We start from the raw sequence: 24,490 nt of genomic DNA, 5'->3' as shown, positions 1-24,490 counted from the left end.
TGAGATGCGAATAGCGGTGGCATGCGATCATGGAGGGTTTCACCTCAAAGAAGATCTGGTGATCTTCTTAAGGGAACTGGGGCACGAGGTAGAGGATCTGGGGAGTTTTGGAGAAGGGTCGGTGGACTATCCAGACCAGGGGCAAGAGGTGGCCCAGAGGGTCTCGGCCGGTGAGGTAGAGGGGGGAGTCCTCGTCTGCGGCACAGGTATCGGCATGAGCATCGTCGCCAACAAATTTCCAGGGGTGAGGGCAGCCCTCGTCCACCACATCTATGCCGCCCGCATGGCGAAGGAGCACAACGACGCCAATATCTTGGTAATGGGGGGGAGGATTGTGGGTTCCGGTCTGGCCCGAGAGATGGTCAAGACATGGTTGGAGACCGAGTTTCAGGAGGGGAGACACCTGCCCAGGTTGAGGAAGATTGAGGAGATAGAGAGGAGAAACTTCAAGAGTTGACGTATCTTAAATCCAGCCTGAGAGAAGTTGACCCGAAGATGGCGGACGCCATCGAGAAAGAGACCCTGCGTGAGGAGAACAAGATCGTCCTGATCGCCTCGGAGAATTACACCAGCGAGGCGGTCCTGGAGGCACAGGGGGGTATTCTCACCAACAAGTATGCCGAGGGCTATCCCGATAGGAGATATTATGGGGGTTGTGAATATGTAGACGTGGTGGAGAAGCTAACCATCCAACGGGCTAAGGAACTCTTTGGTGCTGACCATGCCAATGTCCAACCCCTCTCTGGTACAGCGGCCAATATGGGGGTATATTTCGCCGTCCTGCGCCCCGGTGATACCATCCTGGGGATGGACCTCTCTCACGGGGGGCATCTGAGCCATGGGTTCTCCGTCAACTTTTCGGGCAAGATGTATAAGGCGGTCTTGTACGGTGTATCGCGGGAGACGGAGTGTATAGACTACGACGAGATCCTCTCCTTGGCCAAAGAGGTCAGGCCGAAAATGATCATCAGCGGGGCCAGTTCATACTCCCGAACCATCGACTTCCGGCGCTTTCGGGAGATCGCCGATGAGGTAGGGGCATACTTGACGGCGGACATGGCCCACATTGCAGGGTTGATCGCAGCTGGGGTTCACCCCACTCCGGTCCCCCATGCCCACTTTATGACCTCTACCACCCATAAGACCCTGCGAGGTCCTCGAGGCGGCTTTATCCTTTGCCAGGAAGAGTTTGGTGACCTCATCGATAAAAGTGTCTTTCCTGGGCTGCAGGGGGGTCCCCTTATGCATGTGATCGCCGCCAAAGGGGTCTGTTTTAGAGAGGCCATGACCGAGGAGTTTAAGGCCTATCAGAGGCAGGTAATACGAAACGTCCAGGTCTTGGCTGAGGAGATGAAAGGATATGGTTTTAGGATTGTCTCTGGGGGTACGGATAACCATCTCTTTCTTCTCGATTTGACCAACAAGGGGATTACTGGGAAGGAGGCGGAAGAGGCCCTGGAGAGAGCGGGAATCACTGTGAACAAAAATGTAATCCCCTATGACCAAAGGGGCCCCATGGTCACCAGTGGGATCCGGATCGGCACCCCTATTGTGACCACTCGGGGGATGAAGGAAGATGAGATGATCCAGATCGCCTCCCTTGTCGCCGAGGTCCTTGACAGCTATCCAGACCCCCAAGTGCAGACCCGCGTGGCCCAGCAGGCAGAAGAGCTCTGCCGGAGGTTTCCCTTTTACCGGGATAGACTCCCTAAGGATTAGATGGCACGTCCAAGCTGGGATGAGTACTTTATGGAGATCACCCGGCTGGTGGCCAGCAGGTCAACCTGTCTCAGGCGGCAAGTGGGGGCGGTCATAGTAAAGGACAAAAAGATCTTGACCACTGGTTACAACGGTGCCCCCTCTGGTTTGGCCCACTGTCTGGATGTGGGATGCCTGCGGGATAAATTGGGAATACCCTCGGGGCAGAGACACGAGCTTTGTCGAGGGTTGCATGCCGAGCAAAATGCCATCATCCAGGCCGCATATCATGGGGTATCCATCAAGGGGGCCACCCTTTATTGTACCAATCTTCCTTGCATTATCTGCACCAAGATGATCATCAACGCCGGGATCACAAGGGTCGTCTATGAACAGGGATATGCCGATCCCCTGGCCCGTCAGTTGTGGGAGGAATCAAAGGTGGTCATAGAGAAGTTTAAAGGGGGATAGATGAGGTGTCCTTATTGTTCCAGTCTGCGTAATCGGGTGATCGATAGCCGCTTGAGCAAGGAAAGGGATGAGATACGTCGGCGTCGTCTCTGCACTGACTGCAACAGAAGGTTCACTACCTATGAACGAGTGGCTGAAGTCCTTCCCTTGGCGGTGAAGAGAGATGGGCGTCGGGAGCCCTTTAACAGAGAGAAGATCATGATCGGTCTGAGGAAGGCCTGTGAGAAGAGGCCTGTGAGCATGGACATCTTGGAGAAGGTGGTGGAGCGGATAGAGAGGTGGGTTCAGGAAAGGGGGGGGAGAGAGATCGCCTCCAGCGAGATCGGGGAAAGGGTCATGGAGGAATTGCAAGAGCTTGATGAGGTTGCTTATGTCAGATTTGCCTCGGTATATCGCCAGTTTAAGGATATCAATCAATTTATGAAGGAGCTAAAGGGGCTTCTCGAGAGGAGGGAGCGCAGGGGTGTTCACCGGGATAGTTGAGGGTATGGGGAGGGTGACGAAGATACAGCGGAGTGAGGAACTGATACGTTTGACCATCGCCCCCACGGTTGCGTTGACAGATATGGCAATAGGTGATAGTATTTGCGTCAATGGGGCCTGTTTGACGGTGATCGAGGGGGGGGATGGGGATTTTCAGGTGGAGGTTTCTCCGGAGACCCTGCAGAGGACAAATTTAGGATCTCTCAGGCCCAACGGCAAGGTCAACTTGGAACGGGCCCTACGCCTCAGCGACCGTCTGGGAGGACATCTGGTAACAGGCCATGTAGACGGAAAGGGATATGTAGGTGAGGTCATCAGGAGGTCGGGTTCCATGGTGATGACCATCAGGGTTTCCCCAGAGGCATCCTGTTATCTCGTGGAGAAGGGTTCAGTGGCGGTGGAGGGGGTTAGCCTCACCATAATGGGCACTCGAGGGGACGAATTTCATGTGACCATTATACCCTATACTGCTCTGAACACCACTCTTGGGGAGAAGAGGGTGGGAGATTGGGTGAACGTAGAGGTCGATATCGTCGGAAAATACGTGAAGAGGTTTTTAGAAAAGGGAGAAGGGATAGATATGGGATTCCTTGCCGAACACGGGTTTTTGCCACAGGAGGGATAGAGAAAGATGGTTAGCACCATTGAGCAGGCCATAGAGGACATCAAGGCGGGAAGGATGGTCATCCTTGTGGACGACGAGGACAGAGAGAATGAGGGGGATTTGACCATTGCGGCCGAGAAGATCACCCCCGAGGCCATCAACTTCATGGCAAAATATGGGCGGGGGCTGATATGCCTCTCTCTGACCGAGGAACAGGTGCAGAAGTTAAAACTCGCCATGATGGTAAATGAGAATACCTCCACCTTTGGTACGGCCTTCACCGTTTCAGTCGATGCCAGAAGAGGGGTGACCACGGGGATCTCGGCTGCCGATCGAGCGTCCACGATCCTGACGGTCATTGCCGACGACGCCAAACCGGAGGACTTGGTTCGGCCAGGTCATGTCTTCCCCCTGAGGGCAAGGAAGGGGGGGGTGTTGGTGAGGACAGGTCAAACCGAGGGCTCGGTGGATTTGGCCCGCCTAGCCGGTCTCAAACCTGCCGGGGTGATCTGCGAGATCATGAAAGAAGATGGCACCATGGCCAGGATGCCCGATCTGGAGGTATTTGCCAAGAGGCATGGGCTGAAGATCGTGACCATCGCCGATCTCATCAAGTATCGGTTGCAAAAGGAGTCCTTGGTGAGAAGGGTGACCACCGTCACCCTCCCTACCAAGTATGGAGGAGAGTTCATAGGGATCCTCTATGAGAACGATGTGGACCCCCACCATCACCTAGCCCTGGTGAAGGGGGAGATCGGCCCTGAGGATGAGGTCTTGGTGCGGGTCCATTCCGAATGTCTGACCGGGGATGTCTTTGGCTCATTGCGCTGTGACTGTGGGGAGCAATTGCACGCCGCCATGAGGATGATCGCCCAGGAGGGCAAAGGGGTTCTTGTCTACATGCGCCAAGAGGGGCGTGGGGTCGGCTTGGTCAACAAGCTCAAGGCCTACTGCCTCCAAGAACTGGGTAGGGACACCGTGGAGGCCAATGAGGAGTTGGGATTCAAGGCGGACTTGAGGGATTACGGGATCGGGGCCCAGATCTTAGTCGATTTGGGGCTGCATAGGGTTCGCCTCATGACCAACAATCCGAAAAAGGTCATAGGGCTGGAGGGTTATGGGATAGAGGTAGTGGAGAGTGTGCCCATTGAGGTCAGCCCCCGCCGTGAAAACATCAGCTACTTAAAGACAAAGCAGAAGAAGATGGGTCATGTCTTGAAGATAGAGGGAGCGTGATATGGCGAAGATAGTAGAAGGTAGGTTGACGGCAGAGGGTTTCCGCTTTGGGATTGTGGTGGGGCGTTTTAATAGCTTTATCACTGATAGGCTATTAGAGGGGGCATTGGATGCCCTCAGGAGAAACGGGGCTCAAGAGGACGATATAGAGATATTCCGGACCCCTGGGTCTTTTGAGATACCTTCGGTGGTCAGGCATCTGGTGGAAAAAGATAGATATGACGCCATCATTTGCCTGGGGGCGGTGATCAGGGGGGCTACCCCCCATTTCAACTATATCAGTGCCGAGGTGACCAAGGGTATAGCTCAACTTTCACTTCAGGGCCCTATCCCCATCTCCTTTGGGGTGATCACAGCCGATACGATAGAACAGGCCATAGAACGCGCGGGCACTAAGGCGGGCAACAAGGGGTGGGACGCAGCCCTGTCAGCCATTGAGATGGCAAATCTCTATCGGGAGTTGGGGGTGAAGAGGGGTTGAGGCCTGCCCAGCCTGAGGTGGGCTTTAAGTTGGGGAAGAGGCGCAGATCCAGGGAGATCGCTTTACAGATACTTTATCAGATGGAGGTCAACCCCCTTGATACCCCCGAGGTCCTGGAGTTATTTTGGAGGGACTTTCCCACATCGGAGGAGGTGAAAGGGTTTGCGTCCAGGATCGTTGAGGGGGTCCACCGACACAGAGAGGAGATTGACAGATTGATCGAAAGGTACTCAGCGCATTGGAGATTGGAGAGGATTGGCCAGGTGGACAAGAACATCTTGCGGATGGGGATCTTTGAACTCATGTACTGTGGCGACATCCCCACCAAGGTGGCCTTGAACGAGGCCATTGATCTGGGCAAGAAGTTTGGCTCGGAGGAATCGGGGGCGTTTATAAACGGCATCTTGGACAGGATCAACAAGACCGAAAGGAGGGGTAACCTGTTTATAAGGAGAGGAAGGGAGCATGATGGAGAAGGTGGATAAGATATGGATTGATGGAGAGTTTATCCGCTGGGAAGAAGCAAAGATACATGTCCTCACCCACACCCTCCATTACGGTTTGGGGGTCTTTGAGGGGATTCGCTGTTACCTGTGTCACGACGGCCACTCCGGTGTCTTCCGCTTAAAGGAGCATATCGATCGGCTCTTTGACTCGGCCCTGATCGCAGAGGTAGAGATCCCCTTTGCCCGCGAGGAGATCATGGAGGCCTGTAAGGAGACCCTGCGTGTCAACGGCCTCAAGGAAGGGTACATAAGACCCATCGTCTTCATCGGAGATGGGGCTATGGGGGTCCACCCCCAGGATAATCCTATTAGGGTAGCGATTGTGACCTGGAAGTGGGGGGCCTATCTAGGGGAGGAGGCTCTAAAGAGGGGGACGAGGGTCAAGACCTCTTCCTATACCCGCCACCATGTGAATGTAATGATGACCAAGGCCAAGATCTGTGGCAACTATGTAAACTCTGTGTTTGCCAAGCGGGAGGCGGTGCGAATGGGCTATGACGAGGCCTTGATGCTGGATACTGAAGGATATGTGTCCGAGGCCACCGGAGAGAACATATTCATGGTGAAGGACGGGCGGATCAAGACCCCGCCCCTCACCTCCATCCTATCCGGGATCACCAGAGATTCGGTCATCACCATCATCAAGGATAAGGATTTTGAGTTGATAGAGCAGAAGTTTACTAGGGATGAGCTCTATACAGCCGATGAGGTCTTTTTTACTGGCACAGCGGCCGAGGTCACCCCTGTCCGTGAGATAGACGACCGAGTCGTCGGTCTGGGAAGACCAGGACCTTTCACTAAGGAGATCCAGTCCGCCTTTTTCGGGGCCGCACGGGGTGAACTGGAGAGATATAGGGGTTGGATCTTCTATCTTTGATCCCATTTACCATGAAACTCATTCACGGTAAAATGAGCCCGGAAGTTTTTTGGCCCTTAGGAGTTTTTGAACCCCACTTCAGGGGGTTTCACCCCCTGAAACCCTTCAAAAGGAAAGGGTTCTAGGGTTCAAGGATTCAAGCTGTTTTCCCTTTGCTAAAATCCTAGACCCCTCGGATCCTAGAATCCTTGAATCCTGTATTTTACATTGGCGGGGTGAGGGCAAACCCTAATAAGGGTTTAAGATGTCCCTGGAGCTGTTGATAGATGGCTATAACCTGATCAGACAATCCCCCTATCTGAGCCAGTTCGAGGCTGTGGCCCTGGAGAGGGGGAGAGAGGCCCTGCTGGATAGGCTGGCGGCATATAAGAAGGTTAGGGGCCACAGGATAACGGTGGTCTTTGACGGGTGGGGCAGCCCCCATCTGGCCAGCAAAGACATCAGCCAGAGGGGTATGAAGGTGATCTTCACCAAAAGGGGGGAGACCGCTGACGAGTGGATAAAGAGAAAGTTGGGGGAGTTGAGGCAGGCAGCTGTGGTGACCTCTGACAGGGAAATAAGGAGTTATGCCGAGAGGTTAGGGGTGCCCTCTATTTCCTCAAGCGACTTCGAGAAAAAGATGGAGGAGGCCCTCTACTTTGGTTTGAAGGGGTTAGAGCCCGATGAGGAGGAATCAACTGGATATGTCAAGAAGGGCCCTGCCAGGCGGTTGTCCAAAAAGGAAAGGAAGAAGAAATCGATATGGGAGAAGCTATGATCTCCCCCATATCCTGTTCTCCTGCCCCCGCAGCAGCCTTTTTATGTTTTCTTTGTGTCGATAGAAGATCAACCCCCCCACGATAAGGCTCAAGATCAGATAAGACCCGGGATATCCCAGCAGCCAGATCAGCAGGGGCATGGCCGCAGCAGCCGAGAGCGACCCCACAGAGACCCTCTTACTTATTATTACCCCCCCAGCAAAGACAAAGAGGTTAAGAAAGATTGCTAGGGGTACCAAGGGTAGGTAGAGACCCAACGCCGTGGCCACCCCCTTTCCCCCCCTGAATCTTAGATAGATGGGAAACAGATGTCCCAAGAGGGCCCCCAAGGCCACGGCAGCGACCCATGGATTTTCCCTGCCGAGCCACAGGGCCACAACGACCGGGATCAAGCCCTTGAGGCAATCACCGAGCAATGTAAGCACCCCGAGGACCCTGCCGGCCGTGCGCAGGACGTTGGTGGCACCGATGTTGCGACTCCCCCTCTGCCTTGGGTCTACCCCGGCAAAGACCCTGGAGAGGAGGAGCCCCGTGGGGATGGAACCCAGGAGGTAGGCAAAGAGGACGAGGAGGATATTGATGACCATTGTACCCCCTCTATGAGGTCAAAAAGATGGTCGGGATGACTGGATTCGAACCAGCGACCCCCGCGTCCCGAACGCGGTGCTCTACCAGGCTGAGCCACATCCCGATGTCTTCAAAATACACTACCTTTCCCTGGCTGTCCAGTCCTTAAAAAGGTTGACAATAGGACATAATTGGTGAAAATGGGGGAGATGGGCGAGATAATATGGATTCTTGAATCCACGGGGGGCGAAAGGTTCCCTTACCGTCTCAGCATAAAAAGGGGAGAGGAAGTGCTCCTCTGTCTCAGGGTTCAAGACCGCTGGCCTGGAGGCAAGGGGAATATATTCTGCAAGAGGGAGGAAGGCAGAGTATGGTCACCCCCTGTGGCCGAAGTAGAACGGGTCCCGGTGGTCGCACTCAAGCGTTATGGCAAGAGATTGGCGGTCGTCCTCGATAGAGGGAGGAACAAGAGGTGCGAATTCCTTTTTCTTAAAAAGAGATATAAGACCAAAGAGGGAGAGTACGAGCAGATATTCTGGCGAACCCAACAGGCCCTCAAGGAGCGCAGGCCCAGGGTAAAACTGACGGCCCAAGGCACCTCCTTCCTCCATGTGGCCATCGATGTCAATGAGAAATACCCCTGGAAATTCAGTGGGTGTAAGGTCACCAGGGAGAAATTGCCGGTGGGAGACTATGGCGTGATGGGGGCAGAAGGGCCTTTGGCCATTGTTGAAAGGAAAACATTGGAGAATTTGTTGGCGGAGTTCGGGACAATGTCCGTGTTGCACCAACAGCTTGGCGAGCTTGAGGTCTATAGGTATGCGGCCTTGGTAATTGAGGCAAACTACTCTGATTTCCTCAGCTCGGCGAGGGTGAAGTTCTACCGCTCTACATTTGTGGCCAAGGCCATTGCCGAGCTATTTGCCCTCCATCCCAAGCTCAATATCGTCTTTGCTGGCAGCCGCAAGCTTGCCAGGGAATGGACTTTGAGGTTCTTCTCGGCCATTCAGTCACACGAGAAGGATGTGCCTCCTGCTGTGGTCAGGGAGGCAGTGGCGGCATATAGCACTCAACCTTCTTTTCAGGGAGGTAGTTACTACGGGGTAAAGAAAAAGGTAATGGAGGAGATGCCCCCACAGTTCACCATCTCCCTGCTAAGGGAGTCGTGTCCGGATGTCCCCCAGGCCACCATTAGAAAAGTCCTGAACGACCTGAAGAGGGAGGGAAGGCTCATGAGTCATGGTCGAGGGTTAAAGAGCTATTGGGAAAGGCTGGATGGGGGTGAAGGCGATCCAGAGTAAGTGATCATCCAAGCCCTCACGGAGGCGCTTTCCGAATCATTCTTTTACTTGCTACAGGGACTCCAGTTTTTTCCCTCTCCCCTGGGGGAGAGGGAAAAATGACAATGGTAAAGGTACCGAAACTCGAAGGCCTGCAGGATCACCATCTGGGCCCTTTCACCCTCCAGGTTCAGTGCAGGCCCAAACGCAAGGTCGGCCACTTTGACCTTGATCTCTTCTTTACAAACAAAAAGGGCAAGGGCAGCCGCGATCCCATTATCACCGGGATCTACAGCAAGGGGAACCCGGCGCACAATATCCACGGATGGCTCGATATCCACTACCTCGACCGACTGACCTTTGAGGACGGCGCATCCGTGGTCCTCAGCGAGCAAGACGATCTGGCTGAAGATCTGTTTCAAGTGCTAGGCAGTGTCATCACGCCAGGGGGCTTGATCATCGTTTCCTACATTACCGATATTGCCTGGGGGTTTGAAAGCCCCCTGCACGAGATAACCCGCCGTTGTCTCGGGGTGAGTTCGTTGAATATTCCCCCTGCGGCCACCACCCTGGGCAGACTCCTGGTTGCTGCCGGTTGTTGCAACATCAAGGGCGGGGCCTACGATGTGCAGGGCTCCAGTCGCCTGGCCGGTGAAAAGTTACCTAACAGAGAATATGAGGCAAGATTTACTCAAAAACTAATTGAACAACTTAAGGAATACTTGGCGAGAGAACCCAACTCCGAGTTCATGCGACTTGAAGAGATTTGCCGAGCCAATGCTACCAATATCTTGGACCATATCACAAAAATATCCTGACAACGGGTTCCGCTTTGTTATTTTTCAAATGCTAAAATTGGTTCATAGCCTACCTATGAGGGATTGAAACACCAATGACAAAATTTGTCAGCAAAAGTGACACTTTTTTCATAGCCTACCTATTAAGGGATTGAAACCAACAAATGATTCAAAGCTCTCCCAGTCTTGACTAAAGGTATTTTGGGGTTTATTTTATAACAAATGGCACGTGAGGCGGAGTACAAGAACTTTGAGGCGACATCTCTCTTTTGCCCCCGTTGCAAGATGGCGACCCCTGTGCGTAAAAGGCTCCTCCTTGTCCTGCCCGACGGGGAAAAATACGAATATCTATGTGCCCGTTGCGGTTGCTCGGTAGGGGACAAGACCGAAAGGGGGGAGACGGAGTTTCACCTCATCCTTCCCTAAGCAGGGCAAAAAAATCCTTGCTTTTTAAGATTAAATGTGTTAAATAGTATCTAAATTAATCCTGCTTTAAAAAGCGGGTATTCTAACCCGCTTTTTTGTTAAGGTCTCAATAATTGGTTGTGGACGAAAAGGCGATGTTGAAAAGGGTCGAGGGTATGCTTCAGCCCCTCCTTGAGTCTGAAGGGCTCTCTTTGGTGGACATCGAATACAAATGGGAACGGGGAGGCTGGGTCCTCAGGGTCTACATAGATAAGGAGGGGGGGGTGACGGTGGATGACTGTGTCCAGGTGAACAAGGAGTTGGGGCAGCTTTTAGATGTGGAGGATATAATACCCACCTCTTATTCCCTGGAGGTCTCATCCCCTGGGCTCGACAGGCCCCTGAAGAAAGAAGAGGACTTTATCAAATACTCCGGGAAAAAGGTGCGGATAAAGACCAGAGACTATGTCTCAGGCAGGAGGAACTTCAAAGGGGATTTACTCGGCTGCGCCGAGGGAAAGGTCATGGTGAAGGTGGAAGGGAGGGAGGTCTTTATGATACCTCTCTCTTCCATCATTAAGGCTAACCTTGAGATAGAGATGAGTCGATTGTGAGGGGCGTTGAGATGGCTCAAAACTTAAATTATTTCATCGAACAGGTTGAAAGGGATAAAGGGATAGATAAGAAGGTGATTATTGAGGCCCTGGAAGATGCCCTGCTGAAGGCCTCGAACAAGAGATACGGTCCCCATAAGGATATCGAGGTCCATTATAACGAGGAATTGGGAGAGATCGAGGTATTTCAGTTTAAGACTGTGGTGGAAGAAGTACAAGACCCTGATCTGGAGATCTCCATGGAGGAGGCCAGAGAGATGGACCCTGAGGTGGAGATCAGGGACAGCTTGGGGATCAAACTGAGCATCGATGACTTGGGTAGGATAGCAGCTCAGACTGCCAAACAGGTCGTCATTCAAAGGGTCAGGGATGCGGAGGGAGAGACCATCTATAATGAGTATAAGGACCGCAAGGGTGAGGTGGTCACGGGTTTCGTCCAAAGGATTGAACGAGGCAACATCTTTGCGAACATAGGTAGAACAGAGGCCATTTTGCCTCAGAGGGAACAAGTCCCACGCGAGGTATATAAGAGGGGAGACCGTATCCGGGCCTATATCTTTGATGTTCAAAAAACTCCTATTGGTTGTCAAATTTATCTATCCAGAACCCACCCTGGCCTTTTGACCAAGTTCTTTGAATTAGAGGTCCCTGAGATCTCCGAGGGGATAGCGCAGATTGTGAGTGTGGCGAGGGAACCTGGAGAGAGGTCCAAGATAGCCGTTTACAGCAATGACCCCGATGTGGATCCCGTCGGGGCATGTGTGGGTATGAAGGGTTCCAGGGTGCAGAGTGTGGTGCAGGAATTGAGGGGAGAGAAGATAGACATCATCCCCTGGAGCAATGATCCAGCAAAGTTTGTATGTAACGCCCTATCTCCTGCCAAGGTATCCAAGGTCTACATCAATGATGATGAAAGATATATGGAGATCGTAGTGGCGGACGATCAACTATCCTTGGCCATCGGCAAGCGGGGGCAAAATGTCCGCCTGGCGTCTAAGCTTACGGGGTGGAAGATCGACATAAAGAGTGAATCGAAGATGGAGAAACTCTCCGAAGAGGTGGTTGAACGTCTCAGGGCCATACAGGGGGTAGGGGAGATCATCGCCAGGGTCCTCTACGATGAGGGATTTTACACCATCGAGGATGTGGCCGAGGTGGATGGTGAGGAATTGGGGAGGATCTGCGGCATCGGCGATAAGAAGGGAGGAAAGATTGTGGAGGCTGCCAGGGCCTTGGTTGGTACCACCTCCGTTTCAGAAGAGGAGAGATTGGAGCGGGTCAGGCGGGGAGACGATCCTGTGGAGAGATTGCCTGGGGTGGGGGATAAGACCAGTTCCCTCCTGCAGGAGGAAGGGCATGCATGTGTGAGGGATATTTTTCAGGCTGATGCTGGAGATCTTTCTAAGATCCCCGGTTTTAGTCGTAAGAAGGCGGAGAACTTGATTCAAGCAGCCAAAGACTATATAGATCGAGGAGAATGAGGACCAAACATGTTCCCATCAGGACCTGTCTGGGGTGTGGTCAGAAAAGGGAAAAGGGGGAAGTGGTGAGGATTGTGATCAAGGACGGGGGCCTGGTGGTGGATGAAAGCGGAAAACTCCCCGGTAGGGCGGCGTATCTTTGCCCACAGGAAGGATGTATTAGCTCTCTCCTCAGGAAGAAGGGGAGATTGTCCTATACCCTACGGGTCTCCTTGCCCTATGGAGCAGAAGAGGGCTTTTTAAGGGGGCTTTTGAGAGAAAGAGAGGGGGAGGAATAAGTTTATGGAGGAAGAAAGGAAGGTAGAGATCATAGAACAAAGGATCAAGTCTACCGTCATCCGCAGGCGCAAAAGGGTATTGGAGGCGGAGCCGGCCCTGGAGGAGAAGGAGGTCGAGGAGGCAAAAAAGGAAGTAGCGGCAGCCGTCCCTGAAGCGGCTCCAGAGCCCTCTGCCCCCCAAATCAAAGAAAAGGAGGAAGTCTCTAAACCCAAGAAGGCGGCTGAAAAGAAAGAGCCCAGGGTCGCCAGGATACCCAAAGGAAAGGTGAGGGCTGCTAGGGTGATAGGGAAGGTGGATCTGATACCCCCCGAAACGGCGGAGGCTGCCCGCGATGAGAGGGCCCCTAAAATCATAGAAGAGGTGACCACAGAGGTATTGATCGAGGAGGTAAAGGGCGAGAAAGAGAAGAAGGTAGGCAGAAGGGAGAAAAAGGAGCTTGAGGAGAGACCCAAAAAGAGGCCCAGAAAGAGGAGAGAGGTTATCACCATCGAAGAAGAAGAGACCGAGGAGGTCTCCAGGACGCGAAGGGGGGAGAGGGTCTTTACCGTGCCCAGACCTGCCAAGAAGAAGGTGGCCACCCGTCCTTACCTAAAGCCCCAAATCACCACCCCCAAACCTATTAAGAAAGTGATCAAGATCTCTGAGGTGATCTCTGTGGGAGAATTGGCCCAAAGAATGGGGGCTAGGGTGGGAGAGGTGATCAAGAAATTGGTGGACCTGGGGATAATGGCCAACGCCAATCAGACCATCGATGTGGATACCGCCTCCTTGGTGGCCAGTGAATATGGCTATGATGTGGAGAGCGCCGCCATTGATGTGGATGAGATCCTGCAGAGGATTGAAGATCCTCCCGAGAAACTCCTTCCCCGTCCCCCTGTGGTTACCATTATGGGGCATGTGGACCATGGGAAGACCCTTTTGCTCGATGTCATCAGGGAGTCCCGTCTGGTAGATGAGGAGGCTGGAGGCATCACCCAACATATAGGGGCCTATAAGGTGGAGCTTGATAAGGGGACTATAGTCTTTATCGATACCCCAGGACATGAAGCCTTTACCGCTATGAGGGCCAGGGGGGCCCAGGTAACGGATATCGTAGTGCTTGTTGTGGCGGCCGACGATGGGGTGATGCCCCAAACCATTGAGGCCATTGATCACGCCAAGGCCGCTCAGGTACCGATTATCGTGGCCATAAATAAAATAGACAAACCTGAGGCAGACCCAGACAAGGTTAAGCGAGATCTGCCCGAATTGGGCCTTGTCCCCGAGGAATGGGGAGGGCGAACTCTTTTCGCTGAGGTATCCGCCAAGAAGAAGATTAGGATAGATGATTTGTTGGAGTTGATCCTCTTGCAGGCGGAGATGTTGGACCTCAAGGCCAACCCCGACAAACCCGCCAGGGGTGTGGTTATCGAGACCAGACTGGATAGGGGGCGAGGTCCGGTGGGGACCGTGATAGTCCAAGAGGGAACCCTTAAGGTTGGCGATGTATTTGTTTCAGGGGCTACCTATGGCAGGATGAGGGTCATGTTGGATGAGAGGGGGAGGAAATTGCGAGAAGCAGGACCGGCCACACCAGTAGAGGTGGTCGGCTTCACCGGGATACCCGATGCAGGGGATGACCTTATCTGTGTGGAGAGCGAAAAGGTGGCCAAAGAGGTCAGTCTTCTTCGCCAAAAGAGGTTAAGGGACCAGGGGGAGGTGAGACCGGAGAAGTTGTCCCTGGAGGATCTCTATGAGAAGGTTCAGCAAGGGGAGATGAAGGAGTTAAGGGTGGTCCTCAAGGGAGACACCCATGGTTCCATTCAGGCCATCCGTGAGGCCCTGGAGAAGTTGAGCACCGAGGAGGTAAAGGTTGATGTCATCCATCAAGGAGTAGGGGGGGTCTCGGAGACGGATGTAAACCTGGCCGCTGCCTCTGATGCCGTTGTCATCGGATTTAACGTGCTGCCCCTTGGCAAGGTGAGGAGCCTAGCAGAGAGGGAAAAGGTAGATATAAAGATATATAATATCATCTATGAGGTCACCAAGGATGTCGAGAGAGCCATTAAAGGGTTGCTCGGGCCGGTAAGGAAGGAGGTCATCCTTGGCAGGGCGGAGGTGAGGGAGCTCTTTCGCGTTTCCAAGGTTGGGGTGGTGGCCGGCAGTTATGTGACCGAGGGGAAATTGGTCAGGGGTGCAACGGTAAGGCTCCTCAGGGGTGGAGAGGTGGTTCATGAAGGGCATGTCACCTCACTGAAGCGTTTTAAGGATGATGTAAAAGAGGTACAGGACGGCTATGAGTGTGGCATAGGTGTGGAGGGATATAATGACTGGCAAGAAGGGGATGTCATCGAGGCATATACCTATGAAGAGGTAGAACGTTAGAAAAAGGAGAAAGGAGATGGTGGTGGGGGTATGCCATCTTGATCTCATCCTCCCCGAAGGGTCCTGTCTGAAGCGCAAGAGGCAGATCACCAGAAGTCTCATGGCGAGGGTGAAAGATAAATTCAATGTCTCTATCTCCGAAGTGGGTGGGCAAGATTTATGGCAGAGGACCCAAGTGGGGATATGCCTGGTGGGAAACGACAAGAGGTTTATCAATTCTTCCCTGGACAAAGTGATCGATTACATAGAAAGGATGGAAGTGGTCGAGGTGGTCAGATCAGAGATGGAGTTTTTGGATTTTAACTATGATGAGGTTTAAGAGGTCAGAGAAGGTGGGGGATATGATCAGGGAAGAGGTTTCTCAGATCCTTATCAAAGGGCTTAAAGACCCGCGGATAGGGTTTGTCACCATTACCAAAGTCGCTGTCTCAGATGATCTGAGAATGGCCAAGATCTACTATAGCGTTTTTGGTAAAGAGAAGGAGAAAGAGGAATCCTATAGGGGGTTGGAGAGCGCCAAGGGTTACATAAAGAGGGAGCTGGGCCGAAGGGTTAGGCTGAAGTATATGCCTGAGATCACCTTTATTTTTGATGAATCATTGGAATATGGGAGTCATATAGAGGAGCTATTGCGGGGCCTGAAGGATAAGGAGGAGGGTTGATGGCGGGGTTTTCCCATGGGGTGAACGGCCTTTTAGTAGTGGATAAACCAGAGGGGATTGCCTCTTACGATGTGGTGCGCGAGCTAAAAAGGGGAATAAAGAGGGTAAGGATCGGTTATCTGGGGACACTCGACCCTTTGGCCACAGGGGTCCTCCCCCTCTTGTTGGGAGAGGGAACGAAACTGGCCCCCTTTTTAGAAGGAGGGACTAAGGTCTATGAGGCCACCCTACACCTGGGGGTAACCACCGATACCCAGGACAGGGAAGGGGAGAGGCTCAGGGAGGAAGATTTGGACGGCTGTGATCTCTCCTCCCAGAGGGTGGAGGCGGTACTCCAGCAATTTAGGGGGAAGATAAGGCAGTTGCCCCCCATGTACTCCGCCTTAAAACATAGAGGAAAGCCCCTCTATAAGCTCGCCAGAAAAGGGAAAGAGGTTGAGAGGGAACCCAGGGAGGTGGAGATCTATGAGCTACGGGTAAAGGACATCAATCCACCTTATCTCCACCTTCATATCGAATGCTCCAAGGGGACATACATTCGTACCTTGGCCCATGATATCGGGGGAGAATTGGGCTGTGGCGCCCATCTGGCAAAGCTGTGCAGGACAAAAAGTGGCCCTTTCTCCCTGAAGGATGCCCTTTCCCTGGAAGAAATTAAAGAGCTGATGAGAAAAGTGGAATTGGAGGAGCGGATTCTTCCCCTATCTCAGGCCTTGGGTTTTTTGCCTGCGGTCGAGGTGGGACAGGATTGGGCCTTTCGGGTCCGTCAGGGCCAGGCCATAATCTTGGATGGGCTTCCTCTTGGGTGCAAGGAGAATGAGGGACTGGTTCGGGTGCTTTTGGCAGAAGGGGGAGGGCTTGTTGCCGTAGGGAGTCTTAAAAGGGGGGAGAAGGGCCTTTTACTCAGGCCCCTGAGGGTATTTCATGATGTAATATTTACAAAACCCTCTCTTAGTGATAGAGATAAACTAAAGAATACGGATGGATCAGGGAGGAAAGTAAATGGTTTTGGATGCCGAGAGGAAGAAGGAGGTCATAGAACAATTCAGGTTGCACGATAAAGATACCGGGTCTTCCGAGGTGCAGATAGCGCTGCTCACCGAGAGGATAAACTATCTGACGAGACACTTCAAGATGCACAAGAAGGATCATCACTCCCGCCGAGGTCTCCTCAAACTGGTCAGTCTGAGGAGATCCCTCCTCGATTATCTAAAACGTCAAGATGTGGCGAGTTACCGAAGCCTGATCGAACGGCTGGGGATCAGGAAATAGCGCTTTGTTCTAGGAAGGAGATGAGTTATATGAAGAAGAAAGTGGATAGAGAATGGGCTGGACGGCACCTTTCAATTGAGACCGAGGGGGTTGCCAGGCAGGCCGATGGCGCCATCCTTGTCCAATATGGAGAGACCGTGGTCTTGGTCACGGCGGTGTCCAATAGGGAGCCGAGGGAGGGGGTGGACTTCTTCCCACTAACGGTGAACTATATTGAGATGACCTATGCGGCAGGCCGGATCCCCGGGGGCTTCTTTAAGCGGGAGGGGCGTCCTACCGCCCGAGAGATCCTTTCCTCCCGTCTGATAGACAGGAGCATCAGACCCCTTTTTCCCAAGGGATTCCTCAACGAGACCCAGGTGATCGCCACGGTGCTTTCCGCCGATCAACAGAACGATCCCTCCATCTTGGGGATGATCGGGGCCTCGGCTGCCCTGCAGGCATCGAACATCCCCTTTATGGGGCCTGTTGCAGGGGTCAAGGTGGGTAGAACAGACGGGGATTTTATTATCAATCCCACTACGGACGATTTGGAAAGGAGTGACTTGGACCTTATCGTAGCGGGGAACAGAGAGGGGATGGTGATGGTAGAGGGAGGGGGCAGGATTGTAGATGAGCAGGTGCTTCTTGAGGCAATCTTCTATGGCTATGAGGCCCTCAAACCGATCCTTGACATACAGGATGAGCTTAGGGAGATCTGCGGAAAGGACAAAAGGCCGTACGTCCCCCTGGGAGAGGGTGGTCCCCTCTGGGAGGAGGAGAAGGGATTTGTAAAACCCCTCCTTCAAGATGCCTTCCATATCTCTTGCAAGATTGAGCGCAGAGACAGGATAAACGAGATATTTCAGGAGGCCATGGAGAGATTCGGCGGGGCAGAGAGAGAGTTTAGCTCCGAGGTGAAGAGGGCCTTTGAGGATGCTGAGCGAGAGGTGGTACGCTCCTCCATCTTTAAGGACAAAAAGAGAATCGATGGAAGGGGTCTTGTTGACATCAGGCCGGTTAGCTGTGAGGTGGGCCTACTACCTCGTACTCATGGTTCAGCCCTCTTCACCAGGGGAGAGACGCAGGTCTTGGCCGTCACCACCTTCGGCACATCTGAGGACGAGCAGAAGGTGGAGTCCCTCTTGGAGGGGGAGATATATAAGACCTTCATGCTCCATTACAACTTCCCCCCTTTCTGTGTAGGGGAGGTATCCTTTTTGCGCTCACCCAGCCGGCGGGAGATCGGACATGGCGCCCTGGCCGAGAGGGCCCTGCTGCCTGTTTTGCCTTCTGCCGAGGAGTTTCCCTATACCATCCGCGTGGTCTCTGAGGTATTGGAGTCCAATGGCTCCTCCTCCATGGCCACTGTTTGCGGCGGTTGCCTCTCCTTGATGGACGCAGGGGTTCCCATAAAGGCCTCAGTGGCAGGTATCGCCATGGGCCTGATGAAGGAGGATGATCAGGTGGCCATTCTCACCGACATCGTCGGGGACGAAGATCATCACGGCGATATGGACTTTAAATTGGCCGGGACCACAGAGGGGATCACCGCCCTTCAGATGGATGTGAAGATTCCTGGTCTTAGTCGGGACATCATGGAAAAGGTCCTCCACCAGGCCAGAGAGGCCCGACTTTATGTCCTCGATGCCATGAGTAATACCTTGGATAAGCCGAGAAAGGACCTCTCCAAACACGCCCCCCGCATCGTGACCATCCAGATCAACCCGGATCGAATAAAGGATGTCATCGGACCCTTGGGTAAGAATATCAAGTCCATCGTTGAAAAGACAGGGGTGAAGGTGGACGTCGAGGATAGCGGGATTGTAAAGATCGCCTCCCCTTCTGCCGAGGCCATCGAGGAGGCTATAGCCCTGGTAAGGAAGTCGTCCCAGGAGGCAGAGGTGGGGGGGGTATACACGGGAAAGGTCAAGAAGATCGTTGACTTCGGCGCCTTCCTTGAGATCCTACCCGGGGTGGAAGGTCTGGTACACATCTCCCAATTGGCAGAGGGAAGGGTGGGAAAAGTCTCTGATGTCCTAAGGATGGGGGATGAGATAAAGGTAAAGGTCATCGAGATAGACAGCAACGGCAAGATCAAGTTGAGCCGTCGGGCAGTCCTATTAGAGGAGCGGCAAAGAGGGAGACGTGAAGGTGAGGAGAAGAGGTTTTGATCACCTTCCATCACCCGATTCAAAGAGCAACAAGGCCGAAGAGATCGGTCTTTTTTTGTAAACCCTCATGAGGGTTTCTCCATATCCCCGCAATGAAAATACAGGATTCAAGGGACCTAAGATTTTAGCAAAAGAAAAACCACTTGAATCCTTGAAACCAACCCTTTCTTTTTGAAGGGTTTCAGGGGGCGAAGCTCCTTGAAGTATGGCCGAGAAGGGAGTTGAAGGCTGAGACATTATCAAGCGTTTTTTCATACTGTGTATTTTCAAGGGAATGGGACTCTATCAGAAGAGCGTATTAGATAATGGAATCAGGGTGGTGACGGAGGTGATCCCGAACCTGGAGTCAATCTCCCTTGGGATATGGATTACCACAGGGTCCAGGGATGAGGAGGCCAGGGAGAACGGCCTTTCTCACTTCATTGAACACCTACTCTTTAAGGGGACGAAGAGACGCAGCGCATTTGATATAAGTAGGGAGATAGAGTCGGTGGGGGGAAGCATCAACGCCTTTACCGGAAAGGAGTACACCTGCCTCCATGCAAAGGTCCTCCATAAAGACGTTGTCTTGGCCATAGATATATTAGCCGATATCCTTGCCAACTCCGTCTTTGACCCCCAGGAGATAGAGAGGGAGAGGATGGTGGTCCTGCAGGAAATAAAGATGGTCGAGGATACCCCCGATGACTACATCCACGACCTCTTCCACCGTTCCTTTTGGGGGGATCACCCCCTGGGATACCCGGTAGCTGGGGCGCAGGAGAATGTCCTCTCCTTCCAACGCGACCAGATCGTCACCTTCTTTCAGGAAAACTACACCCCGGACAAGCTGATCGTGGCTGCAGCAGGGAGGCTGGATCACCAACAGATGGTGAGGATGGTAGAGGCCCAGCTCGGCCATCTCAAGCCTGGCCGTTCTATGGCAAAGCGTGAGGGGACTCAGGGAGGAAAGGTACGGATAAAGGTCAAATACCGGGATCTAGAGCAGATTCACTTCTGCCTAGGGACCAAGGGTATCCATTATGGTCACAGTCTCAGGTTTGCTGGCCATGCCCTGAACACCATGCTGGGGGGAAACATGAGCTCACGGCTCTTTCAGGAGATCAGGGAGAAGAGGGGTTTGGCCTATAGCATATACTCCTTCCTCAACACCTATACCGATACCGGCCTTTTCGGGGTCTATGCCGGCACCACCAAGGATGAGGTACAGGAGGTAGTTGCCTTAATTCTTCAAGAATTAAAGGCCATAAGGGCGGGGAGGATAAGGACGGAGGACCTGTTGGCAGCCAAGGAATATCTAAGGGGGGGTATGATACTTAGCCTGGAAGGTTCCGAGGGGAGAATGAGCAGGCTGGCCAAGAATGAGATCTATTTCAGCCGCCACATACCCCTGGAAGAGGCCCTGCAGGAACTGGGTGGGGTTTCGGAAGAGGGTATTGCCTATGTAGCCCATGAGATGCTCGATTCCCGTACCCTCTGTCTCACCCTTTTGGGGACCATAGAGGAAGGGGAGCTCCCTTGGAAGGGATTGGATCTGTGAGATGGTGAGGGTGCAGGTGAGGAGGTTAAGGGGGGATGGGGCAAGGCTCCCCCAGTATATGACGCCGTATTCCTCAGGGATGGATCTTTTCGCCTGCCTGGAGGAAGGGGAGGTTACCTTGGCCCCAGGCCGATGGCGCCTCATCCCCACTGGGGTTGCTATTACCCTACCAAAGGGGTACGAGGCCCAAGTGAGACCCCGTAGCGGGCTGGCCCTGAGGCATGGTGTGACCCTGCTCAACTCCCCTGGGACCGTCGATGCCGACTACCGGGGCGAGATAGGGGCGATCCTTATCAACCTAGGGGATAGGCCCTTCGTCATCAGGGATGGTGACAGGGTTGCCCAGTTGGTCATCCATCAGGTCTGCCGTGCAGAGCTACAGGAGGTGGATGAACTGCCCGTCAGCACCAGGGGTGAGGGGGGATTTGGGCACACGGGCCTTTGAGGGAGGAGCGGGATGAAGATAGGTATCATGGCCGATTCCCACGACCATGTGCAGATGATAGAGCGGGCCTGCGAGCTATTCAACACCGAAGGGGTGGAGATGGTGATCCATGCGGGGGACTATATCGCCCCCTTTTCCCTTCATCCCCTCAATCATCTCCTCAAGTGCGACTATTTAGGTGTCTTCGGCAACAACGATGGAGAGCGGCTGGGACTGCAGAAGGCATCTGAAGGCAGGCTCCACCCCCCGCCGGCGGAATTCGAACTAGGGGGTTGGAAGGTTCTAGTGGCCCATGAGATGCCTATTTTGGAGGCCGTGCAGGCCAGCGGAATATATCGCCTCATCGTCTATGCCCACACCCATATCCCCGAGGTAAAGAGGGAGGGTGAGACCCTGGTGGTGAATCCAGGGGAGTGCGGCGGATGGCTCTATGGGCGTTGTACCGTGGCCATCGCCCGTTTAGAGGCAATCGAAGCCAAGATTGTAGACCTATGAAGGAAGAGATTCTGGACCCCTTCCTCCACTACCTGGCGGTGGAAAAGGGTCTTGCCCGCAACACCCTCGAGGCCTATAGCCGAGACCTTATCGCCTACCTGGACTTTTTGGAACAGGAGGGAATTTCTTCCCTCTCTGAGACCACTAAGCTCACCGTCATGGCCTTTGTCCTGTCATTGAGAAAGAGGGGGCTTTCGCTCAGGAGCATCACTAGGGCCTTAGTAGCCCTGCGCGGCCTGTACAGATACCTCTCTCAAGAGGGATATCTGGAGGTTAACCCCTTAGAGGATATGGAGCTTCCAAGGGTGAGTCCAACCCTACCCCATGTCCTCTCCGTTCAGGAGGTGGAAAGGCTATTGGCACAACCCGATGCTGGGACCCCTCGGGGGATCAGGGATGGGGCGATGCTGGAACTCCTCTATGCCACGGGGATGAGGGTCTCGGAGCTTGTCGATCTCCCCATAGGTGGGCTGAACAGGGATGTGGGGTTCGTGACGGTCAGGGGAAAGGGGAGTAGAGAGAGGATCGTCCCCATCGGGGAGGTGGCCATGGAAAAGGTAGGGATATACCTGGAGAGGGTGAGGCCGGTCATCCTCAAGGGGAGGGAAAGCCCCTATCTCTTCTTGAACAACAGGGGGGGGAAGCTCAGCAGGCAGGGGTTTTGGAAGATCTTGAAGAATTATGCCCTCCGAGCCGGGATCACCAAGAGGATCACCCCCCATACCCTGCGTCACTCCTTTGCCACCCATCTCCTGGAGCGGGGGGCGGATCTCAGGTTCGTCCAGGCGATGCTGGGCCATGTGGATATCAGCACCACCCAGATCTACACCCATGTAAACCAGGAATATCTCAAACGGCTTCACCGCCAATTCCACCCCAGGGCATGATCTGCATCTAGCTTATAGTTTTATGGAGGCAGACCCTTCGTCCATTTGGTGCTAAATCTATTATAGAAATATGTCAGTCGCTTCATATAATAGCATATAAGAGGGAAATCAAAGATTTCCCTAAATTGCCTTCGACAACTTCTTTTATCCGCAATATGATGAGCAAAATGGCCTGCCTTCGTCCCCCTCCTTGACAGACAGGTAAAAGAGTTCTATTTAACAGATATACAACCAATCTCTTCTTCAGAGAATCCACTTACCTGTCAAGGAGTCGGGTTTGCTATTTGTTCCCAAGATCTTATGCTAAAATGGATAAAGATAACCATTATATGAAATTTTAGCATCTACAAGCCATAATAAACAGGAGATGGTTGCGAGGCATATCAATTAACAGAGGATTTCATCAAAGGGAAAAGAGAAGATTAAATATGAAATGCTTAATCATCGCTGCAGGACGGGGAAGCAGACTGTCAACTAAGGTCGATTCAAAGCCCCTTATTCCACTTCTGGGATTATCCCTTATTGAACGGGTGATATTAACCGCAAAGAAGGGCGGTCTAACGGATTTCTATGTGGTAACAGGATACAATGGTGAAAAGGTAAGGAAATATCTTAACAGATTTAGCCAGAGCAGAAATATAAATATAACCCATATCACAAATGAAGAATGGGAAAGGGGAAACGGCATATCTGTGCTCAAGGCAAAAAAACTATTAAATGAGAATTTTGTCCTGTTGATGGGGGATCATATCTTTGACGAATCGATACTGGTAAGGCTAAAGGATGAGAAAATAGCCGATGGCGAAGTTATGCTGGCTGTAGATTATAACATTAAAACCAATAAGCTTGTTGATGTTAATGATGTTACCAAAGTTCTTGTCGAAGAAAACAGGATTTTAGATATAGGAAAGAATATCAAGAAATATAACGCTTATGATACAGGAATTTTTCTTTGTTCTCCGGCAATATTCACCGCCATTGAAGAAAGTTTACATAATGACGACAGCTCTCTTTCAGGAGGGATAAGGGTGCTGGCCAGCAAGGGAAAGGCTAAAGCCTTTGATATTAAAGGTGATTTTTGGATTGATGTGGATGATGATGAGGCATTTAAGAAAGCGGAAAAACTATTACAGGGTAATTTAATAAAACCTGCTGATGGTTTAATTTCTCGATATATAAATCGAAAATTTTCTACCAGGATATTCACACCATTACTTCTTAAAACCCACAGAGGAATCACTCCTAATCAGGTCTCAATACTGAGCTTTATTGTAGGTCTTATAAGTAGTTTATATTTTTTTCTCGGCCATGCCATTATAGGGGCTTTATTGATACAAATATCAAGCATATTAGATGGTTGTGACGGAGAGATAGCACGGCTTAAGCATATGCAATCTTCATTAGGTGATTTCATTGATGCGGTTCTTGACCGCTATGTTGATGGTCTCATCTTTTTAGGGATTTTTTATTATTCATTAATAGGAATAGGAAATAAAGAGACTTTTGGATTTTATTGGAGTCCTTTAATTATCTTTATTATCTTTGGATTCGCTATTTTAGGACATTTGATGATTAGTTATACTTCCGCAAAGTCAGTAGCTAATTTTGGCTACAAATATAAAGGGAAATTGATTGCTGCTGGAAGAGGCAGAGACTTTAGACTGTTTTTACTTTTCATAGGTGGAATGATGACGTATTTTCATCCGATTTTTGTATTATTTGCCGTGATTATTATAGCCATTCAGGCTAATAGAATTGTAATATTGAGAACATTTTTGTCATGGGATTATTTTCTAAAGAGGGATTCTCTCATAAGAAGCAAAGTTAAAGCTGTAATTTTTGATTTTGATGGGACCATCGCAAATACCATGCATTTCTTGACGGGATTGGGTGTAAAACTTATGACAGAGGAATATAATATCTCTAAAAGCGAGGCTAAAAAGAGATATTTAGAGACTACAGGACTAGATTTTGCAAGTCAGCTGGAGTTAATTTTTCCAAATCATCCAAATAACCAGAATGTGGCAACCACCTTTGAGTCGAAGAAACTAGAAGGTATTTTTGTTCATCCTATCTTCCCCGAAGTCATTCCCACGCTTAAGTATTTTAGGAATAAAAAAATTAAGACATTTATT

29 protein-coding genes and 1 tRNA gene are annotated in these 24,490 nt (G+C 51.9%); 27 read left to right on the top strand and 3 right to left on the bottom strand.

Annotated features, from left to right (window positions below; genetic code table 11):
* The first annotated feature begins 4 nt into the window (after window positions 1–4).
* The 10 genes from rpiB to JRI46_03595 all read left to right on the top strand — a co-directional run bounded on the left by rpiB (window position 5) and on the right by JRI46_03595 (window position 7,113).
* Complete coding sequence (rpiB, locus tag JRI46_03640; GenBank protein ID MBW2038675.1) at window positions 5–457, top strand: ribose 5-phosphate isomerase B; 453 nt, start codon at window positions 5–7, stop codon at window positions 455–457.
* Entirely contained in the window at window positions 454–1,719 is a 1,266-nt protein-coding gene (locus JRI46_03635; protein ID MBW2038674.1) for a serine hydroxymethyltransferase, read from the top strand. Before rpiB ends, JRI46_03635 begins: the two co-directional genes overlap by 4 nt.
* A complete protein-coding gene (locus JRI46_03630; GenBank protein MBW2038673.1) occupies window positions 1,720–2,169 on the top strand; it encodes a cytidine/deoxycytidylate deaminase family protein in 450 nt (149 codons plus the stop codon).
* The gene (nrdR, locus tag JRI46_03625) at window positions 2,170–2,652 is read left to right on the top strand and encodes a transcriptional repressor NrdR (protein ID MBW2038672.1); all 483 of its coding nucleotides are present in this window, start codon (window positions 2,170–2,172) and stop codon (window positions 2,650–2,652) included.
* Window positions 2,633–3,277, top strand: a complete 645-nt coding sequence (locus tag JRI46_03620; protein ID MBW2038671.1) for a riboflavin synthase — start codon at window positions 2,633–2,635, stop codon at window positions 3,275–3,277. Before nrdR ends, JRI46_03620 begins: the two co-directional genes overlap by 20 nt.
* Before the next feature lie 6 nt (window positions 3,278–3,283).
* Window positions 3,284–4,492: a bifunctional 3,4-dihydroxy-2-butanone-4-phosphate synthase/GTP cyclohydrolase II gene (locus JRI46_03615; GenBank protein ID MBW2038670.1), complete on the top strand. Its 1,209-nt coding sequence runs from the start codon at window positions 3,284–3,286 to the stop codon at window positions 4,490–4,492.
* Window position 4,493: 1 nt separating this feature from the next.
* Window positions 4,494–4,973, top strand: coding sequence for a 6,7-dimethyl-8-ribityllumazine synthase (locus JRI46_03610; GenBank protein ID MBW2038669.1), 480 nt, complete (start codon window positions 4,494–4,496; stop codon window positions 4,971–4,973).
* A 29-nt stretch (window positions 4,974–5,002) separates the two neighbouring features.
* Complete coding sequence (gene nusB, locus JRI46_03605; protein ID MBW2038668.1) at window positions 5,003–5,458, top strand: transcription antitermination factor NusB; 456 nt, start codon at window positions 5,003–5,005, stop codon at window positions 5,456–5,458.
* Entirely contained in the window at window positions 5,439–6,356 is a 918-nt protein-coding gene (locus JRI46_03600) for a branched-chain amino acid transaminase (GenBank protein ID MBW2038667.1), read from the top strand. Before nusB ends, JRI46_03600 begins: the two co-directional genes overlap by 20 nt.
* A gap of 244 nt (window positions 6,357–6,600) precedes the next feature.
* The gene (locus tag JRI46_03595; protein MBW2038666.1) at window positions 6,601–7,113 is read left to right on the top strand and encodes an NYN domain-containing protein; all 513 of its coding nucleotides are present in this window, start codon (window positions 6,601–6,603) and stop codon (window positions 7,111–7,113) included.
* Here JRI46_03595 and plsY read toward each other — a convergent pair.
* Both plsY and JRI46_03585 read right to left on the bottom strand, forming a co-directional pair.
* Complete coding sequence (gene plsY / locus JRI46_03590; GenBank protein ID MBW2038665.1) at window positions 7,108–7,701, bottom strand: glycerol-3-phosphate 1-O-acyltransferase PlsY; 594 nt, start codon at window positions 7,699–7,701, stop codon at window positions 7,108–7,110. The two genes, JRI46_03595 and plsY, sit on opposite strands and share 6 nt — an antisense overlap.
* Before the next feature lie 27 nt (window positions 7,702–7,728).
* Window positions 7,729–7,805, bottom strand: a tRNA-Pro gene (locus JRI46_03585).
* An 85-nt stretch (window positions 7,806–7,890) separates the two neighbouring features.
* Between JRI46_03585 and JRI46_03580 the strand changes: the two genes are divergently transcribed.
* The 12 genes from JRI46_03580 (at window position 7,891) to pnp (ending at window position 18,988) form a co-directional block, all read left to right on the top strand.
* Window positions 7,891–8,982 carry an ERCC4 domain-containing protein gene (locus tag JRI46_03580; protein MBW2038664.1) on the top strand — a complete coding sequence of 364 codons (1,092 nt, stop codon included), beginning with the start codon at window positions 7,891–7,893 and terminating at the stop codon, window positions 8,980–8,982.
* A gap of 98 nt (window positions 8,983–9,080) precedes the next feature.
* A complete protein-coding gene (locus JRI46_03575) occupies window positions 9,081–9,779 on the top strand; it encodes a hypothetical protein (protein MBW2038663.1) in 699 nt (232 codons plus the stop codon).
* A gap of 201 nt (window positions 9,780–9,980) precedes the next feature.
* A complete protein-coding gene (locus tag JRI46_03570; GenBank protein ID MBW2038662.1) occupies window positions 9,981–10,184 on the top strand; it encodes a cytoplasmic protein in 204 nt (67 codons plus the stop codon).
* A gap of 134 nt (window positions 10,185–10,318) precedes the next feature.
* Window positions 10,319–10,777 (top strand): ribosome maturation factor RimP, encoded by a 459-nt coding sequence (locus JRI46_03565; GenBank protein ID MBW2038661.1) that lies wholly within the window; start codon window positions 10,319–10,321, stop codon window positions 10,775–10,777.
* 11 nt (window positions 10,778–10,788) lie between these two features.
* Window positions 10,789–12,258, top strand: a complete 1,470-nt coding sequence (gene nusA / locus JRI46_03560) for a transcription termination/antitermination protein NusA (protein ID MBW2038660.1) — start codon at window positions 10,789–10,791, stop codon at window positions 12,256–12,258.
* Window positions 12,255–12,536 (top strand): YlxR family protein, encoded by a 282-nt coding sequence (locus tag JRI46_03555; GenBank protein MBW2038659.1) that lies wholly within the window; start codon window positions 12,255–12,257, stop codon window positions 12,534–12,536. Before nusA ends, JRI46_03555 begins: the two co-directional genes overlap by 4 nt.
* Window positions 12,537–12,540: 4 nt before the next feature.
* Complete coding sequence (gene infB / locus JRI46_03550) at window positions 12,541–14,901, top strand: translation initiation factor IF-2 (protein MBW2038658.1); 2,361 nt, start codon at window positions 12,541–12,543, stop codon at window positions 14,899–14,901.
* A 16-nt stretch (window positions 14,902–14,917) separates the two neighbouring features.
* Window positions 14,918–15,220: a DUF503 domain-containing protein gene (locus tag JRI46_03545; GenBank protein MBW2038657.1), complete on the top strand. Its 303-nt coding sequence runs from the start codon at window positions 14,918–14,920 to the stop codon at window positions 15,218–15,220.
* A complete protein-coding gene (rbfA, locus tag JRI46_03540; protein MBW2038656.1) occupies window positions 15,210–15,563 on the top strand; it encodes a 30S ribosome-binding factor RbfA in 354 nt (117 codons plus the stop codon). Before JRI46_03545 ends, rbfA begins: the two co-directional genes overlap by 11 nt.
* A gap of 20 nt (window positions 15,564–15,583) precedes the next feature.
* Window positions 15,584–16,624, top strand: a complete 1,041-nt coding sequence (truB, locus tag JRI46_03535; protein ID MBW2038655.1) for a tRNA pseudouridine(55) synthase TruB — start codon at window positions 15,584–15,586, stop codon at window positions 16,622–16,624.
* Entirely contained in the window at window positions 16,566–16,835 is a 270-nt protein-coding gene (gene rpsO / locus JRI46_03530) for a 30S ribosomal protein S15 (GenBank protein MBW2038654.1), read from the top strand. Before truB ends, rpsO begins: the two co-directional genes overlap by 59 nt.
* A gap of 29 nt (window positions 16,836–16,864) precedes the next feature.
* On the top strand, window positions 16,865–18,988 hold the full coding sequence (pnp, locus tag JRI46_03525) for a polyribonucleotide nucleotidyltransferase (protein ID MBW2038653.1): 2,124 nt from the start codon (window positions 16,865–16,867) through the stop codon (window positions 18,986–18,988).
* Here the strand turns inward: pnp and JRI46_03520 are convergent, their stop codons facing one another.
* Window positions 18,989–19,243 (bottom strand): hypothetical protein, encoded by a 255-nt coding sequence (locus tag JRI46_03520; GenBank protein MBW2038652.1) that lies wholly within the window; start codon window positions 19,241–19,243, stop codon window positions 18,989–18,991.
* Window positions 19,244–19,262: 19 nt separating this feature from the next.
* Here JRI46_03520 and JRI46_03515 point away from each other — a divergent pair, with 19 nt between their 5' ends.
* The 5 genes from JRI46_03515 to JRI46_03495 form a co-directional block, all read left to right on the top strand.
* Window positions 19,263–20,528 (top strand): insulinase family protein, encoded by a 1,266-nt coding sequence (locus JRI46_03515; GenBank protein ID MBW2038651.1) that lies wholly within the window; start codon window positions 19,263–19,265, stop codon window positions 20,526–20,528.
* Window position 20,529: 1 nt separating this feature from the next.
* Window positions 20,530–20,973, top strand: a complete 444-nt coding sequence (gene dut / locus JRI46_03510) for a dUTP diphosphatase (GenBank protein ID MBW2038650.1) — start codon at window positions 20,530–20,532, stop codon at window positions 20,971–20,973.
* Window positions 20,974–20,985: 12 nt separating this feature from the next.
* Entirely contained in the window at window positions 20,986–21,468 is a 483-nt protein-coding gene (locus tag JRI46_03505; protein MBW2038649.1) for a metallophosphoesterase, read from the top strand.
* Window positions 21,465–22,355 (top strand): site-specific tyrosine recombinase XerD, encoded by an 891-nt coding sequence (gene xerD, locus JRI46_03500; protein ID MBW2038648.1) that lies wholly within the window; start codon window positions 21,465–21,467, stop codon window positions 22,353–22,355. The genes JRI46_03505 and xerD overlap by 4 nt, the downstream gene beginning before the upstream one ends.
* 428 nt (window positions 22,356–22,783) lie before the next feature.
* Window positions 22,784–24,490, top strand: a 1,707-nt coding sequence (locus tag JRI46_03495; protein MBW2038647.1) for an NTP transferase domain-containing protein, incomplete at its 3' end; no start/stop codon positions are given.

Source organism: Deltaproteobacteria bacterium (genome assembly GCA_019308925.1).
In the GTDB taxonomy this organism is placed as follows: Bacteria; Desulfobacterota; B13-G15; order B13-G15; family RBG-16-54-18; genus JAFDHG01.
The sequence above is the reverse complement of the archived record's forward strand: the minus strand, read 5'-3'. Positions and strand labels throughout refer to the sequence as shown.

What these genes read in the sequence shown, in the direction of transcription:
- JRI46_03630 (MBW2038673.1), top strand. Translation starts at nt 1,720, where the DNA reads ATGGCACGTCCAAGCTGGGATGAGTACTTTATGGAGATCACCCGGCTG.
- JRI46_03565 (MBW2038661.1), top strand. Translation starts at nt 10,319, where the DNA reads ATGTTGAAAAGGGTCGAGGGTATGCTTCAGCCCCTCCTTGAGTCTGAA.
- rbfA (MBW2038656.1), top strand. Translation starts at nt 15,210, where the DNA reads ATGAGGTTTAAGAGGTCAGAGAAGGTGGGGGATATGATCAGGGAAGAG.
- JRI46_03515 (MBW2038651.1), top strand. Translation starts at nt 19,263, where the DNA reads ATGGGACTCTATCAGAAGAGCGTATTAGATAATGGAATCAGGGTGGTG.
- JRI46_03615 (MBW2038670.1), top strand. Translation starts at nt 3,284, where the DNA reads ATGGTTAGCACCATTGAGCAGGCCATAGAGGACATCAAGGCGGGAAGG.
- infB (MBW2038658.1), top strand. Translation starts at nt 12,541, where the DNA reads ATGGAGGAAGAAAGGAAGGTAGAGATCATAGAACAAAGGATCAAGTCT.
- JRI46_03555 (MBW2038659.1), top strand. Translation starts at nt 12,255, where the DNA reads ATGAGGACCAAACATGTTCCCATCAGGACCTGTCTGGGGTGTGGTCAG.
- JRI46_03595 (MBW2038666.1), top strand. Translation starts at nt 6,601, where the DNA reads ATGTCCCTGGAGCTGTTGATAGATGGCTATAACCTGATCAGACAATCC.
- JRI46_03520 (MBW2038652.1), bottom strand. Translation starts at nt 19,243, where the DNA reads ATGAAAAAACGCTTGATAATGTCTCAGCCTTCAACTCCCTTCTCGGCC.
- JRI46_03570 (MBW2038662.1), top strand. Translation starts at nt 9,981, where the DNA reads ATGGCACGTGAGGCGGAGTACAAGAACTTTGAGGCGACATCTCTCTTT.
- JRI46_03545 (MBW2038657.1), top strand. Translation starts at nt 14,918, where the DNA reads ATGGTGGTGGGGGTATGCCATCTTGATCTCATCCTCCCCGAAGGGTCC.
- plsY (MBW2038665.1), bottom strand. Translation starts at nt 7,701, where the DNA reads ATGGTCATCAATATCCTCCTCGTCCTCTTTGCCTACCTCCTGGGTTCC.
- pnp (MBW2038653.1), top strand. Translation starts at nt 16,865, where the DNA reads ATGAAGAAGAAAGTGGATAGAGAATGGGCTGGACGGCACCTTTCAATT.
- JRI46_03610 (MBW2038669.1), top strand. Translation starts at nt 4,494, where the DNA reads ATGGCGAAGATAGTAGAAGGTAGGTTGACGGCAGAGGGTTTCCGCTTT.
- dut (MBW2038650.1), top strand. Translation starts at nt 20,530, where the DNA reads ATGGTGAGGGTGCAGGTGAGGAGGTTAAGGGGGGATGGGGCAAGGCTC.
- nusA (MBW2038660.1), top strand. Translation starts at nt 10,789, where the DNA reads ATGGCTCAAAACTTAAATTATTTCATCGAACAGGTTGAAAGGGATAAA.
- JRI46_03505 (MBW2038649.1), top strand. Translation starts at nt 20,986, where the DNA reads ATGAAGATAGGTATCATGGCCGATTCCCACGACCATGTGCAGATGATA.
- xerD (MBW2038648.1), top strand. Translation starts at nt 21,465, where the DNA reads ATGAAGGAAGAGATTCTGGACCCCTTCCTCCACTACCTGGCGGTGGAA.
- rpsO (MBW2038654.1), top strand. Translation starts at nt 16,566, where the DNA reads ATGGTTTTGGATGCCGAGAGGAAGAAGGAGGTCATAGAACAATTCAGG.
- JRI46_03580 (MBW2038664.1), top strand. Translation starts at nt 7,891, where the DNA reads ATGGGCGAGATAATATGGATTCTTGAATCCACGGGGGGCGAAAGGTTC.
- JRI46_03600 (MBW2038667.1), top strand. Translation starts at nt 5,439, where the DNA reads ATGATGGAGAAGGTGGATAAGATATGGATTGATGGAGAGTTTATCCGC.
- JRI46_03575 (MBW2038663.1), top strand. Translation starts at nt 9,081, where the DNA reads ATGACAATGGTAAAGGTACCGAAACTCGAAGGCCTGCAGGATCACCAT.
- rpiB (MBW2038675.1), top strand. Translation starts at nt 5, where the DNA reads ATGCGAATAGCGGTGGCATGCGATCATGGAGGGTTTCACCTCAAAGAA.
- nrdR (MBW2038672.1), top strand. Translation starts at nt 2,170, where the DNA reads ATGAGGTGTCCTTATTGTTCCAGTCTGCGTAATCGGGTGATCGATAGC.